We start from the raw sequence: 14,925 nt of genomic DNA, 5'->3' as shown, positions 1-14,925 counted from the left end.
ACTATAAACCTTTTTATTCTAAATTCTCAGAAGCAATAAAAAATCAGTAATTATGAGTGAAAGTACAAAAGTAATCCGTTGGGGAATATTGGGATGTGGCGATGTCACCGAACTGAAAAGTGGTCCTGCATACCAGAAAACTGATGGCTTTGAAGTGGTCGCAGTAATGCGAAGAGATGCGGATAAAGCTGCAGATTATGCTAAAAGACACGGAATTAGTAAGTATTACACGAATGCTGATGATTTGATTAATGATGCTGAGATTGATGCGATTTACATTGCTACGCCTCCTGATGTTCATAAGTTTTACGGACTTAAGGTGGCTGCTGCCGGAAAGATATGTTGTATCGAAAAACCTTTGGCACCAAATTACCAAGAGAGTCTTGCAATTTATGAAGCCTTTGCCGCAAAAAACATTCCTTTGTTTGTGGCTTATTACAGGCGTACCTTACCTCGTTTTGAACAGATAAAAACATGGCTTGATACAGATTGCATCGGGGAAATCAGGCATATAAGATGGCATTTGAGTAAACCGGCAAATGCTAAGGATTTATCTGGGGAATACAATTGGCGAACCGATGCCAGTATTGCTACCGGCGGTTATTTTGATGATTTAGCGAGTCATGGCTTGGATTTATTCACGCATTTATTGGGAAATATAAAAGAGGTCTCTGGATTAAGTCTCAATCAACAGGGATTGTATTCGGCTAAAGATGCAGCGACTGCCTGTTGGTTGCATGAGTCTGGTATTACTGGTTCTGGAAGTTGGAACTTTGGTTGCTATAAACGGGAAGATAAAGTGGAAATTTTTGGAAGCAAAGGAAAAATAACATTTTCTGTATTTGAAAATGATCCTCTGGTACTTTCGAACGAAGACGGGCAAACTGAGGTATTCATTGAACATCCTGAAAACATACAGTTGTATCATGTTCAGCAAATGCGAGAAGACCTTTTGGGGAACAGTAAACACCCTTCTATAGGTTTAACAGGAGCTCATACGAGCTGGGTTATGGATAAGATTATTGGGAATCTTTAGTGTTTTTCAATTGTTTAAAACCCAAAAAAAAAAGGCTGTCTAATAAAGACAGCCTCATAATTACTACAATTTATTTAATTACTATTTGGTAGCAACTGTTTCGCTAAATGTTTTACCATTGTAGGTTATCTCAAACGTATATTTACTGTTGTGAGCGCTACTCAAGTCAAATATTTTACCAACATAAAGATCAGCAGCCAAAGTTTCTTTATACACTTCAGTTTGATCCGAGTTATAAACAGCTACAGTAACTGGAACTTTTTCAAGGTTTAAAACATTAACAGTAACGATTCCGTTTTTGTTTACCACAACTGGTTTGTATACTTCAGAAATGGCATTGGCAGACAATTTTGCTTTGTTACCTACTACCTCAATTTTATACTTTGAAATTTTAAGAGCACTTTCTGCTTTCAAGAAGTAGATTCCGTCTGGCAAAGCAGTCAAATCGTATGTTCTGTTGATGTTATCTTCAGAAGTTACTTTTTCCTGATAGATCAAACCGTCATTAGTGTCATAAATTGACAAATCAATTTTCTTAATCTCTTTCAAACTAAAACTTACAGTTTTTCCTTCTTCTTTTATTAAATCCAGTGAAAAATCTGCGTTTCCTGCATGTGCTTGTACGGCAGTCAAAACTACTGCGGCTAATACTAAACTAAATTTTAAAATCTTTTTCATAATCGTAAACTTTTTAGATTTATAATGATATTTATCTGTTGCTAAATTACCCTAACCTATTCAGTATGAGTAGTGCTGAATTTTCTATTTTGTGTGCTATTTTACCTTTTACGAAATCGATTAAGGTTAAAAAAGTTAATCGAGTGTCTATTTTCGATAATTTTGTGCTAATTCTAAATACGTATTCGTATGAAAATTATACCACCAGCTTTTGAAATTATTGCTCCATCCTTTGGGAGTTCTTTTTCTTTTTCGAAATATGTTGAAAATGCCAACAGCAAAGCACACTTGTGGCATTATCATCCTGAAATCGAACTGGTTTTTGTTAATGGGGGCTCTGGAAAACGCCAGATAGGAAGTCATATTTCATATTATACCGATGGTGATTTGATTCTGATAGGAAGTAATTTACCCCATTGTGGGTTTACAAATGAAGAAACCGGAAACAAAAACGAAACGGTCATACAGATGAAACCGGATTTCTTGGGGAATGGATTTTTTGATATTTCCGAAATGACCAATATTAGGAATCTTTTTAGTCAAGCCAAAGCCGGAATTGCTTTTGAAGGTGAAACTAAAAGAAATATAGGAAAGAAAATAGAATCGATGGAAGAACAGTCGCATTTTGAAAGACTGTTGACCATGTTGAGTATTCTGAATGAGTTGGAACTGTCCAAAGAATCTACCGTTTTGAATGCCGATGGATTTTCGATGGAAATGCAAATGCAGGATAATGACCGTATCAATGCTGTTTTTAATTATGTAAAAGATAATTTTCAGGAACATATTACGCTCGAACAAGTTTCGGAATTGGTGAGTATGACGGAACCTTCCTTTTGTAGGTATTTTAAAAAGATAACTAATAAAACCTTTACCAAATTTGTAAATGATTACCGTTTGGTTCACGCCTCAAAATTGCTGGCTGAAAAGCCCATCAGCATTTCTGAGATATGTTATGAAAGTGGTTTTAATAATTTCAGTTATTTCAATAAATCGTTCAAAGAATTTACAGGTAAAAGCGCTTCGCAATACCGTCAGGAACTGAAATCGGTGCTGAAGTAAACGCTGTAGAAAATACTTGGGGAGTATCAAAAAAAAAATTCCCGCTGATACAACTACCAGCAGGAATTTCAAACAAACCATTTATATAACTAACTAACTATCTTCTGTCTATTCTGATGGCTACACTTCCAGATACTCTAGTATCCTCGATTTTAGCTTTTGTACCATTTGTTCTGTAATAGTAGTAGTCATCATCATTCGAGTTTTGGTTGTTGCCATAATCGTTGCTTCCGTTGTTGTTTTGGCTATATTCATAACCTCTACCACCTTTTACGGCTCCAACAATATCAACAATTTGACCACGACGGTTGTAGATAATTTCTAAACCACCCACTCGTTCCAAAGCATAACGGTTGTATGTCATGTAAACTGAACCCACTCGTTTAACTCTATCATTTGAGTCATAGTTGATCATCACGTTTCCAATACGTCTTACTCTGCCCATGTTGTCGTGTTCTACTTTTACACCATAATTTCCGTTGCGAACATTTGCTGGTGCACCATACGTTTTATTCATGCCACCTTTTTTGCTTGCTTTATAATACATTCCGCCAGTTGAACCTGTTGAAGGGCGTGTATTAAAATCAAATTGTCCGTCAGCGAATATGAAGAATTCAATTCCTCTTTCTGTGAACACAATTGGGTCGGCGTCTCTAAAATCTACAGGAGATCTTCTTTCTACAGAGAAATCGATTTTCTCTGCTGCGTTTGCTACACTACCTCCAAATACGAAGATACTAGCTACTAAAAGGGTAATTTTTTTCATGATAATTATATTTTGAATTTTGCCTACTCTTGAGCTTTTCGGCTTTCGCTTTTTTTTACTTATTTGATTAGGTATATCCAAGTAGCGTGCCAAAAATTTGAATCGTGGTTTTGTGTTTTTAGATTAAGAATTGATTTTTTGGTTTTAAAATGCTTAAAATCAACTAGTTGATATTCTTGAATAAATATAAAATAATTTTATTCAGAAGCGAATATTAAGATTTTTTTAATACAATTCTTGTTGGACCCGATACGTTTTCTTGTGCTTTTGACGAAGAAATAATCCTAAGAAAAGAGAAATCACCTCATTTTTAAAAATCTTTTTATATAAAACTACTTATCAACATTACTTAAAATTAACTTTTGTTACGAACTCGCATCAATGGATATTGAGTAATTTTGTAACATGTATGCTTTAGTCGATTGTAACAATTTTTATGCTTCCTGCGAACGTGTTTTTCAACCGGAATTCGTTGGGAAACCCGTTGCAATATTGTCAAATAATGACGGCTGTGTGATTTCCAGAAGCAATGAAGCAAAGGAGGTTGGGGTTCCTATGGGCGCGCCAATATTCAAGATTAGGGAATTGGTAAAAGAGAAAAATGTAAAAGTGTTTTCTTCAAATTATCCGCTGTATGGAGATTTGAGTAATCGGGTGATGGCAATTTTAGGCCAATTTACACCTAATTTAGAAATTTACAGCATCGACGAAGCCTTCCTGAATTTTGATGGTTTGACTATTTTCGATTATCAGGATTATGGAATCCAAATGAAAACCCGTGTGCAAAAATGGGTAGGAATTCCCGTTTGCATTGGTTTTGCACCCACAAAAGCATTGTCAAAAGTAGCCAATAAAATTGCCAAGAAATTCCAAGGCAGAACGCAAGGTGTTTATGTTATTGACACCGAAGAAAAGCGTATTAAAGCCTTGAAATGGACAAAAATTGAAGATGTTTGGGGCATTGGCTATCGGATGAATAAAAAGATGAAAGCTAAAAACATTGTGACTGCTTTAGATTTTATAGCACCGCAACACGAGGCTTGGATAAGGAAAGAAATGGGCGTAACAGGACTGCGTTTAAAATACGAACTCGAGGGTAAATCCGTTTTGGATTTAGAACCCATTGTTGATCAAAAGAAAAGTATTGCAACTACCCGAAGTTTTCCAAAACAGATTGCTGATTTTGATTTACTGCGCGAACGTGTTGCTACTTTTGCTGCGGTTTGTGCAGAGAAATTGCGGAAGCAAAACTCCTGCTGTCATACTATTATCGTAATGTTAGTAGTTGATAAACATACGGTGGAAACCTCAAAATATTATTTTAACATGGCGATTACGTTGCCTTATGCATCAAATTCTACGTTGACGATTTCCAATGCAGCCATTGATATCTTGAAAAAACTGCACAAAGGAAATGAAGCTATAAAATTTAAGAAAGCGGGCGTTATCGTTACCGAATTGATTGATCAGGACAAGAAACAGTTGCAGTTATTTGACGAGGAAAACCCAAAACATTTGGTATTGATGAAAGTTATGGATGGTCTCAATAACAAAATTGGAGATAAAAAAGTAAAGTTGGCTACCCAAAATTTAAGTCTGACCTGGAACATGAATCAGAATCATTTGTCGCCCAGATACACCACTAATTTTAAAGATATTCTCGAAATAAAATGTCAATAAACAAAGAGCAAAAATTGAACTTTTTTCTGCCTGATTTTGAAAGTGAATTGCGAATTCCTTTCATAAATGAAGGTGTTTCGGCTGGATTTCCATCGCCGGCGGCTGATTTTATGGAAACGAATATTGATTTGAACAAGGAATTGAGTGAAAATCCGTTGGCGACTTTTTACATCAAAGTCAAAGGGAATTCCATGATTGATGCCGGAATCAATGACAAAGATGTTCTTGTTGTGGATAGAAGTTTAGAACCGCAAAACAATAAAATTGCGATTTGTTTTATCGATGGAGAGTTTACTGTAAAACGCATGCAACTCGAGAAAGACTGTTTGTATCTGATGCCAGAAAATCCAAGTTATTCTCCGATAAAAGTCACCGAAGAAAATCAATTAATCATTTGGGGAATTGTGACCTATGTGATTAAAAAGGTATAAAAAGCCAGTAGTTACCATTATTAAAATGGAATTCTTATTGGAATTTTTAACCATAAAAAAAACCTGTTCAAATAAATGAACAGGTTTTCTGTTTTAAAACAATTACGTTTTATACGGTATGTTTTGGATTAAATCCATCCTCGCTTAATTCGGTGTGTACGTAATCAGCAACCATTTCAGCTTCATAATCAACTTTTTCTCCTTTAGAAAGTCTATTGATGGCTTTTTCCATGATTTGGTAAATTACAGGAACTACGACCAAGGTTAAGAATAATGAGGAAATTAATCCCCCAATAATTACCCAAGCCAAACCGTTTTTCCATTCAGCTCCAGCTCCAGAGGCTAATGCAATTGGGAACATACCAAACACCATCGCGATAGTTGTCATCAAAATTGGACGAAGACGCGCATGATTCGCTTGGATTAATGCTGTTCTAACCGTTTCGCCAGCTTTACGCCTTTGGTTGGTATAATCTACAAGCATAATCGCGTTTTTACAAACTAGACCAATAAGCATGATGATACCTAAAATAGTAAATATATTCAGTGTATTATTGGTTAAAGCCAAAGCCAACATTGCTCCAATAAATGAAAGCGGAATCGCAAACAATACTACAAATGGATGTGCAAAACTATCGTATAACGAAACCATTACCAGGTAAACTAAGATAATCGCAGCTAATAATGCAATTCCTAATGTACCAAAACCTTCACTTTGGTTTTCCTGATCACCACCCCAAATGTAATTTACACCTGTTGGTTTTTTCAATTTTTCAATTTTTTCTTGCCATTTTGTTACAATTGTTCCTGAAGCTACACCCACATTTTGACCTTTTACAGTTACCGATGCCGATTTGTCTCTTCGTTCTAATTCACTTGGTCCAGAACCTTCGGTTACGGTTGCAAATTGATTCAGTTTTATTTGTTGACCACTATCGTTTATGAAAATTAAATTACTTACATCAGCGATACTTTTTCTGTCGAATGCATTGTACTTAATATTGATGTCATATTCGTATTCACCAGCTCTAAATCTACCATCAGTATTTCCGCTAAAAGCAGTTTGCATGGTAATACCTACTGTTTGCAAACTCAATCCCAGAGCTGCCATTTTATCTCTATCCACTTTTACGTTCACTTCCGGATTTCCATCTTCTACTGATAATTCGATTTCTGTTGCTCCTGGAATGGTACGTAATTCTTTTTCGGCTGCTTTTGCAAATTGCATGGCGCTTTCTACATTTGGACCAGTTACAATTAATCCTAAAGTCGCATCTTCTGCAGTTCCTAAAATACCAACTGGAACCGTTTTAACTTTTGCTCCAACTAATATTTTTTCTAATTTACGTTTTGTTTTTGCAGCATATACATTTGCAGGTTCATCACGTTTGTCTAATCCAACCATTTTAACGTTTATCTCAGACTTGTAAGCAGTTGCTTGCGAAGCACCAAGACCTTCACTGGTTTGCCCAATCGTTGTAATTTGACTAAAAACATACTCTTCGTTCTTCAAAAATGCTTCTGCTTTTTGCGTCATGAAATTGGTTTGCTCTAATGAAGCATCTTTTGGCATTTCTATTTGAACTAAAAACTCACCACTATCAGACGCTGCAAAGAATTCTCCACCAATAAATCCACCACCAAATAAACTAATCATAGAACCAAAAAAGATTACTAAAACGATAGCCAGTGTTTTAAAATAATGATCCAAACACCATTCTAATAATCCTGAAACCCAATTTGTAAAACGTGTTAAATAGCTTTCAAATCCAAGGATAATTTTTCCAAAAAGATTTTTGCCTTCAATGTGTTCTAATTTTCCGTATCGTGAAGACAACCACGGAATGATTGTAAATGAAGCTACTAAAGACAACAATGTTGAAATAATTACTGTTACACAGAATTGCGTAATAATGTTAGAAACCAATCCGGTACTCATTGCAATTGGTAAAAATACCACCACAATTACTAAGGTAATCGATACAACGGTTCCACCAATTTCTGCAGTTCCATCATAGGCTGCACGAACCTTGTTTTTACCCATTTCCATGTGCCTGTAAATATTCTCCAGAACCACAATGGCGTCATCCACAAGAATACCTACAACAAGAGACAGACCTAATAAACTCATTAAGTTTAAAGTATATCCCATCAAATAAATTCCGATGAAAGTAGCAATTAATGAAGCAGGAATAGAAACCATTACAATCAACGAGTTTCTAATACTGTGCAAGAAAAACAACATTACAAGTGCAACTAAAAGTACCGCAATAAGTAAATCGTGTACAACAGCATCAGCAGCTTCTAGGGTAAAAATGGTACTGTCTTTAGCGATTTCTAATTTTAAACCATTCGCTTTATAATCGGTTTCCAGTTTAGCAATTGTTTTAACTAATTCTTCACTTACCGCAACCGCATTAGCATCCGATTGTTTAATAATTTGTAAAATAATAGCGCTTTTTTGATTGACACGCGCTACTTTTTCAGTGATTTTTTGAGTATCCTGAACATCAGCAATATCACTTAAACGTACTTGAATTCCGTTTTTAGAGGATACAACCAAGTTTCTTAATTCATCAACATTTTTATATTTTCCGGCCAAACGAATTAATATTTTCTGCTCACGAGTTTGAATGTTTCCTGTTGGAAAATCCAAATTAGAAGATAAAATATTTTGTTGTACTTGCGGAACAGAAAGTCCGTAACCTTGCATTTTTACTGCATCAAGATTGACTTGAATTTCTCTTTCTTGACCACCAATAATATTTACTTGCGCCACACCTTCTACTCGAGAAATAACGGGTGCTAATTTTTTATCAATTAAGTCGTAAAAAGCAACTTCATCCATTTTTCCGTTGGCACCAATAGTCATAATTGGTAAATCGCTTAAGGAAAATTTACTCAACGAAGGCGTTTCAACATCATCCGGTAAATCACTAAGAATAGCGTTTATTTTACGTTGCGCATCGTTCATAGAGATATTAACATCAGCCGAAGAGGTCAATGTAATAGACACGGTAGACAAACTTTCGTATGACTTCGAGTCTATTTTTTTAATATTTTCTAAGGATGCAATCGCATCTTCAATTTTTTTAGTTACCGTATTTTCTACCTCACTTGGAGACGCTCCAGGATAAATAGTAGCAACAGTAATTACATTGGTTTCGAATTTTGGAATCAATTCGTAGCCCAATTGGCTGTAACTGAACAGTCCTCCTAATGTTAGAATCGTAAATAATACGATAACTAATGAGGGACGTTTTATGGATATTTCTGCTAATTTCATTTTTTTCTTTGCTTTAGGCTTTAAGCTTTAGGCTTTAAGCGGTTTCTTTATGACTTTAAGACTATCGACTTTAAGACTTATTTTATAACGTCCACTTTAGATCCGTCTTGAAGATTGATTTGACCTGTAACAATTACAGTTTCACCATCAGAAAGTCCATTTAAAATTTCTACTTTATCACCAAGGATTCTTCCTGCAGTAACCGTTTTCAGTTTAGCAGTTCCATTTTCGATTACAAATATTTCGTTGCTGCTCACACTTCCTACAAAAGCATTTCTAGGAACAATCATCAACGATTGTTTTTGTTGGTTTGAAGCAAATTCAGCAGTTCCGTACATTCCGGCTTTCAAATCATTTGAAGCGTTATTAGCAATTTCTATTTCTACCGGAAAGTTCAAACTTGCATCTGCTTTTGGTGCGATGAAGGTAATTTTTCCAGAGAATGTAGCGTCAGGATACACACTTGCTTTTACGGTAATTGTATTGCCTACTTTTAAACCTGCAACTTGATTTTCGTTAACGTTTACTTTCAATTTCAATTTTGAAACATTTACAATGTCAAACATTTGCGTAGCAGCGCCAAGAACTGATCCTGGTTCAATGTATTTTTTGTTTACGATTCCGTTAATTGTCGCTTTGATATTGGTATCGCCAATATTAACTTTTGCTTGTTGTAATCTTGATTTTGAAGTTACCAAATTCAATTTGGCCTGATCCAATTGTTGTTTCGTCACACCACCAGTTTTAAAAGCATTTTCAAAACGGCTGTAATCCGTCAATGCATTTTGATACGAAGCCTCTGCAGTTTGTAAATCAGCCGAAATTTGTTCGCTTCTTACAACTGCTAAAGTTTGACCTATTCTTACTCTGTCTCCTTCTTCAACTAAAACACGAACTACTCTTCCTGGTTTCTCAGCAGAAAAACTCAATTCTTGTAGTGGCGCAAAATTTCCATTGGCAGAAAAATCAAGAGAAACTTCTTCGATTTTTACGGTTGCAACTTTTACAGAAACACTGGCATTTTTCTCTGCAACAATAGCAGTTTTTGCTTCATTTTCTTCTTTGTTTTTCGTTAAAGTATATGCGATAACGCCTAAAGCTGCTAAAATTGCTACTATGATTATTATATTTTTTTTCATTTTTGTTAGTTATTTATAAGTGTTTTTAATTCGCCTTTTGATTTGATTAATTGTATTTCTGCCAGTTTGTAGTCTAATATTGCAGATGTATAGTTGTTTTGTGCTTCAGTCAATGAGTTTTCAGCATCCAGTAAATCAGTTAAAGAGGCTAATCCTTGTACATAATTGTTTCTGGTGTTGTCTAAAACTTCTTTAGCTAATTGCGCATTTTCTCTTTGATTGTTGATAGTGGTTAAGCTATTGTCAATTTGAGTTTTTGCATTGGCAAAAGCCAAATCAAGAGATAATTTTGTATCGTTGATGTCTTCTTTTATGGTTCTCAAATCAATATCGGCTTGTCTTACTTTGGAACGAGTACTAAATCCAGTAAAAATAGGCACTTTTAAATTCAATCCAATTGAAGAGAAATCAGACCAATACACGCCGTCAGATGGTTTTCCTCCAATAGGCATTTTTGGACCCTGACCAATATAATTGTAACCTGCGTTCAATGATAATGTTGGGTAATATCCTGCTTCAACAGCCTTTTTTTGATAAAATAAAAGTTGTTCTTGTTTTTTTAAAAGCAAATATTCTGTTCTGTTTGCCGTATTTGGAACTTCTGATAATGATTGTGGGCTCACTTCAAATGCCGTTTGTGGAATTTCGATTTGAGTTTCTATTGGCATTCCCATGTAAAATTTCAATGCATTTTCTTGAATTTGAACTGCATTCAAAACTTGTTGACGTTGCGTATTGATGTTTGAAATCCTTACTAAAGTTCGATCCAAATCAATTTTTTTGGCTAGACCATTATCATACTGACCTTTAATGATGTCTTTTACTTTAGTGGTGTTTTTATACATACTGTCAATAACAGTCAGTTTTTGTCTTTGAACATAAACCTGATAGTAATTATTGGCCACGCGTTCAATTACTTGCTCTTCAGTTAATTGTTCGTTGATTTGGTAAAACTCTCTAGTGGATTTTGCCGCTTTCAAACCTGTAAAAACCGTTTGGTCGAATATAGCTTGTGTCAAAGAAACACCGGCTGTTGAAACCCATTTTTGACCAAAAGCAGCCTGAATGGTTGTTCCCGGTGCGCCAAATCCTGCACCATCAATAACTGTTGTTTGTATTATAGGATTGTAAGTCAAATTACCGTTAGCAGAAATTTGAGGTAACGCTTGTGAACGCACTTCCTGAATTTGGTACTCACTATTTTCTACTTGTAGTTTTGCTTTTTTGGCTTCCGCTTTATTTTCTAAAGCGTAGTTAATCGCTTCTTTTAGCGTAAGTGATTTGACTTCTTGTGCATTGGCGCCAAGTGCAAATGTTAGGGTTAATAGTGTGATTATTTTTTTCATTGTTTATGTAATTGGATTAAGTAAGTTTTTTTCTAATTCGGTAATTCCTTTTTCTGTAGCCATTGCTCTTGTGTGGTATTCTAATGCATCAAATTCAAGGCTATAAGCTTCTCTTTCTGAAGGTGTGTTCTCGTTAATACTGAAAATTAAGTAATAGTAAAACTTTATATAAGATTCAATATTTAGGCTTTCTCTGTACAAACCTTGTGCAATTCCTTTTTCAATATTCTGTCTAAAACAAAATTCACATTCATCAACTTGAAACTTTAAGGCGTTTTTGTAAACTTCCGGGTAATGTTTTTTTAATTGATAAATAGGTGATGTTTCAGAGGATTTAAACATATCATCAAACATGCGTCTGATTTGAAAGTTTTCTTCAATGGCATTGTAGTTTTTAGAAGTTACTTCCTCAATAAGTTGACGTACTTCTTTGTGAATGATTTGAACACTTTCCTCTATCAATAATTCTTTATTGGCAAAATATTTATAAATCGTTTTCTTGGAAATGCACATTTCACCGGCAATATCATCCATAGTAATACTTTTGAAACCAAGTTTCAAAAACATCTCTTTTGCTTTGGATATAATTTTCTCTTTCATTTTCTTTATTCTTAATCAGTTGTGATTTATTTAAACTGTTAAATTTGGTGCAAATGTAATTTGGAAACTTTGAAAACCAAAATAGTTTCCTTAAATTTTATGTTTATTTAACATTTGCTTTCTTATTAAGCGGTTAATTCTAAGTTTGCCATAAACTTAATGTCTTGTCCTAAAGCTAAACCGCCAGTTTGATTAAATGAAGTAAAGTTCAAACCAAAGTCTTTGCGATTAATATGACCAGTTATTTCAAAAGCAGCTTTTTGATCGCCATCATACGTATTGAATCCAATGAATTCAGCATCAAGCTCCACTACTTTTGTGATGTTTTTTATGGTAAGATTTCCTTTCAAAAAATTGATGTTTTTATTGACTTTTTCGAATGAGGTCGACTTGAAACTAATAATTGGAAACTCCTTAATATCAAATAAGTCATTCAGCCCCAGATGAGTATCTATTTGTTCTAGTTTTGCATCTTTATTATTTACATCCAAAGAGAATTCAATCGAAGCATCTTCTATTTGATTATCCTCAATATCAATATGTCCGTTGAATTTATTTATGGAACCTGCCAGATAAGCAATTATTGAGTGTCTCATTTTTATCAGAACATCTGATTGATTCGAGTCAACTGTCCATTTTGTTTTCATAATTCGTTGCGTTGTATTTGGAATTTATTTTAAAACCGCTAAAGATTTCAAAACGTTAAATTTTCGTTGGCAAATGTAAGTAGGAAACTTTGAATACTAAAATAGTTTCCAATGTATTTTGATTTATTTAACATTTGATGACAAAAGGGAGTTTGTAATGCAAATTGAATACTGTAAATTAGCCAAAAAATTATTTTATGCATTCTATTTACCAGTATCAAGAGTTTCTTTCGGATTATTTGAAATCACAATATGAAACCAAAGAACCGAGAAATCTATACGAACCCATACATTATATATTAGATCTTGGTGGGAAAAGAATGCGTCCGGTGCTTACATTAATGAGTGCAGAGGTTTTTGATGCAGATTATAAAAAAGCGTTACCGGCGGCTTTGGCTGTTGAAGTTTTTCATAATTTCTCATTGGTTCATGATGATATTATGGATGATGCGCCATTGCGAAGAGGACAGGAAACGGTACACGAGAAATGGAATTTAAACACCGGAATCTTATCTGGTGATGCCATGCTGATTTTAGCGTACCAATATTTCGAACAATATGAACCGATTATTTTTCGGGATTTAGCGAAGTTATTTAGCAAAACCGCTCTTGAAGTTTGTGAAGGGCAACAGTGGGACGTTGATTTTGAAGAAAGAAACGACGTTACCATTCCTGAATACCTGAAAATGATTCAATATAAAACGGCTGTTTTGGTTGCTGCCGCCATGAAAATGGGAGCGATTATTGCAGAAACTTCAGAAGAAAACGCAAATTTGATTTATGATTTTGGACTGAATTTAGGCTTGGCTTTTCAATTACAGGATGATTTTCTGGACGCTTTTGGTGATCCTGAAACCTTTGGAAAACAAGTAGGTGGTGACATTATAGAAAATAAAAAAACGTATTTGTATCTTAAAGCGGTTGCTTTTTCAAATGAAACAGAAGCAGAAGAATTAAGACGATTGTTCTCCATTCAGCCTGAAGACAATACGGAGAAAATCAAAACGGTAAAAGAACTTTTTAACAGCTCAGGTGCTTCAAAAGCAACTCAAGATGCGATTCAGGATTTTACGTTTAAGGCTTTTCAAACGTTGGATAAAATGAATATCAGCGTAGATAAAAAAGAAATGTTGAAGGCTTTTGGTGAAAACTTAATGGGAAGAAAAGTTTAGATTTTTGATCGCAGAAGTTTTACTTCGGATAAATAATGGTCTATTTCAAAAATCAGTATAATTCAAAAAAAAATCAAACATTTTGAGCAGTTTCTTAAAATCAAAAATCTAAATTCGTTAATCAACAATCTGAAATTAAATGTTTATAGTTCCAAAAAATACCGATTTACTACTTACTGAAGCAGAAGGCGAAAACTTATATTTGAAATTAATCGAACAAATGAATAAGGATTTTAATTTGGCTAATGAAGCAATTGATTTTCCTTTGAGTATTTCTCCTAATGAATTGAAGTTACAATTACATGAGAAAATCTATCGACTCATTCAATACAAGTTTGCTGAATACCTCAATTTACTTTACATAATTGATGTTTCTGAGGAAGAAATAAAAAAACTAGACGGTTCTGATTTAGTAGTTCTTGCCGAGCAGGTCTCTTTTTTGATTCTAAAAAGAGAATGGCAAAAAGTCTGGTTCAGGAATAAGTATTAGTTATTATTCGTATCCAGGTCAGAGTACGTTTATGTTAAAAATAAACTCTGATAAATGGCATAAAGGCACTGCCGTAAATATTATTCTTATCGGTCAAAACATTGTAACGGGCACCAATTGTTGCGTTTCCGGATCTATAACCTGCACCAATAAACAATCCCGTATTCCAGTAATCTTGTGAATTACTATTGGATCCATCCAGATTTACATTAACTCTTAATTGTTCCAGTTCAGCGGAAAGTTGGATTTCTTGTATTGGATTAAAAAGACCTATAACACTGCCGCCATACAAATGGGAAGCGTAATAATCTCTTTGTTTTAAATATTTATATTGTAAGCCAACACCTAAAGCCACATAATCATTGAAATTGTAAATGGCACTTGGCGCCAATGAAATGTCCGTATAGCCAGAACCAAAGCCTAAACCTATTCCGCCTCCAAATTGTACGTTCCTCCAAAACTCATTTTGGGTTTTAGTAGAGGATGTGTTTTGTTGTGCAAACATGCAACTTGAAAAAAATAGGATAATAATCACCATTAATGATTTGGAATCGTCTAAAAAGCTATTCTTTGTCATAAGTTTTCAGTTTTT

Annotated in this window: 14 protein-coding genes; 6 read left to right on the top strand and 8 right to left on the bottom strand. The window is 34.5% G+C overall.

Annotation, left to right across the window (positions count from 1 at the left end; translation table 11 throughout):
- Nucleotides 1-52 precede the first annotated feature (52 nt).
- A complete protein-coding gene (locus CLV00_RS03130) occupies nt 53-1,036 on the top strand; it encodes a Gfo/Idh/MocA family protein (RefSeq protein ID WP_099713771.1) in 984 nt (327 codons plus the stop codon).
- 81 nt (nt 1,037-1,117) lie between these two features.
- On the opposite strand, the gene CLV00_RS03125 is transcribed toward CLV00_RS03130, so the two are convergent.
- Nucleotides 1,118-1,714 (bottom strand): hypothetical protein, encoded by a 597-nt coding sequence (locus tag CLV00_RS03125; protein WP_099713770.1) that lies wholly within the window; start codon nt 1,712-1,714, stop codon nt 1,118-1,120.
- A gap of 189 nt (nt 1,715-1,903) precedes the next feature.
- Here CLV00_RS03125 and CLV00_RS03120 point away from each other — a divergent pair, with 189 nt between their 5' ends.
- Nucleotides 1,904-2,776, top strand: a complete 873-nt coding sequence (locus tag CLV00_RS03120; RefSeq protein WP_099713769.1) for an AraC family transcriptional regulator — start codon at nt 1,904-1,906, stop codon at nt 2,774-2,776.
- A 97-nt stretch (nt 2,777-2,873) separates the two neighbouring features.
- On the opposite strand, the gene CLV00_RS03115 is transcribed toward CLV00_RS03120, so the two are convergent.
- Nucleotides 2,874-3,542 carry a hypothetical protein gene (locus CLV00_RS03115; RefSeq protein WP_099716213.1) on the bottom strand — a complete coding sequence of 223 codons (669 nt, stop codon included), beginning with the start codon at nt 3,540-3,542 and terminating at the stop codon, nt 2,874-2,876.
- Between the two features lie 405 nt (nt 3,543-3,947).
- Between CLV00_RS03115 and CLV00_RS03110 the strand changes: the two genes are divergently transcribed.
- Both CLV00_RS03110 and CLV00_RS03105 read left to right on the top strand, forming a co-directional pair.
- Nucleotides 3,948-5,222: a Y-family DNA polymerase gene (locus CLV00_RS03110; protein ID WP_099713768.1), complete on the top strand. Its 1,275-nt coding sequence runs from the start codon at nt 3,948-3,950 to the stop codon at nt 5,220-5,222.
- The gene (locus tag CLV00_RS03105; RefSeq protein WP_099713767.1) at nt 5,213-5,653 is read left to right on the top strand and encodes a LexA family transcriptional regulator; all 441 of its coding nucleotides are present in this window, start codon (nt 5,213-5,215) and stop codon (nt 5,651-5,653) included. The genes CLV00_RS03110 and CLV00_RS03105 overlap by 10 nt, the downstream gene beginning before the upstream one ends.
- A gap of 109 nt (nt 5,654-5,762) precedes the next feature.
- Here CLV00_RS03105 and CLV00_RS03100 read toward each other — a convergent pair whose 3' ends face one another.
- The 5 genes from CLV00_RS03100 to CLV00_RS03080 all read right to left on the bottom strand — a co-directional run bounded on the left by CLV00_RS03100 (nt 5,763) and on the right by CLV00_RS03080 (nt 12,671).
- The gene (locus tag CLV00_RS03100; RefSeq protein WP_099713766.1) at nt 5,763-8,939 is read right to left on the bottom strand and encodes an efflux RND transporter permease subunit; all 3,177 of its coding nucleotides are present in this window, start codon (nt 8,937-8,939) and stop codon (nt 5,763-5,765) included.
- 77 nt (nt 8,940-9,016) lie between these two features.
- Nucleotides 9,017-10,078 carry an efflux RND transporter periplasmic adaptor subunit gene (locus tag CLV00_RS03095; RefSeq protein WP_099713765.1) on the bottom strand — a complete coding sequence of 354 codons (1,062 nt, stop codon included), beginning with the start codon at nt 10,076-10,078 and terminating at the stop codon, nt 9,017-9,019.
- A 5-nt stretch (nt 10,079-10,083) separates the two neighbouring features.
- The gene (locus CLV00_RS03090; protein WP_099713764.1) at nt 10,084-11,424 is read right to left on the bottom strand and encodes a TolC family protein; all 1,341 of its coding nucleotides are present in this window, start codon (nt 11,422-11,424) and stop codon (nt 10,084-10,086) included.
- Nucleotides 11,425-11,427: 3 nt separating this feature from the next.
- Nucleotides 11,428-12,024: a TetR/AcrR family transcriptional regulator gene (locus CLV00_RS03085; RefSeq protein WP_099713763.1), complete on the bottom strand. Its 597-nt coding sequence runs from the start codon at nt 12,022-12,024 to the stop codon at nt 11,428-11,430.
- A gap of 125 nt (nt 12,025-12,149) precedes the next feature.
- The gene (locus CLV00_RS03080) at nt 12,150-12,671 is read right to left on the bottom strand and encodes a YceI family protein (protein WP_099713762.1); all 522 of its coding nucleotides are present in this window, start codon (nt 12,669-12,671) and stop codon (nt 12,150-12,152) included.
- Between the two features lie 197 nt (nt 12,672-12,868).
- Here CLV00_RS03080 and CLV00_RS03075 point away from each other — a divergent pair, with 197 nt between their 5' ends.
- Together CLV00_RS03075 and CLV00_RS03070 are read left to right on the top strand one after the other, a co-directional pair.
- A complete protein-coding gene (locus CLV00_RS03075; RefSeq protein ID WP_099713761.1) occupies nt 12,869-13,843 on the top strand; it encodes a polyprenyl synthetase family protein in 975 nt (324 codons plus the stop codon).
- A gap of 139 nt (nt 13,844-13,982) precedes the next feature.
- A complete protein-coding gene (locus CLV00_RS03070) occupies nt 13,983-14,333 on the top strand; it encodes a hypothetical protein (protein ID WP_099713760.1) in 351 nt (116 codons plus the stop codon).
- A gap of 34 nt (nt 14,334-14,367) precedes the next feature.
- On the opposite strand, the gene CLV00_RS03065 is transcribed toward CLV00_RS03070, so the two are convergent.
- Entirely contained in the window at nt 14,368-14,910 is a 543-nt protein-coding gene (locus CLV00_RS03065; protein ID WP_233206845.1) for a hypothetical protein, read from the bottom strand.
- Between the last annotated feature and the right edge of the window lie 15 nt (nt 14,911-14,925).

Origin of the sequence: Flavobacterium sp. 11 (assembly GCF_002754315.1) — a bacterium.
GTDB classification, from domain to species: Bacteria; Bacteroidota; Bacteroidia; order Flavobacteriales; family Flavobacteriaceae; genus Flavobacterium; species Flavobacterium algoritolerans.
Note: the sequence above shows the minus strand (reverse complement) of the source record. Positions and strands in the feature narration are given on the sequence as shown.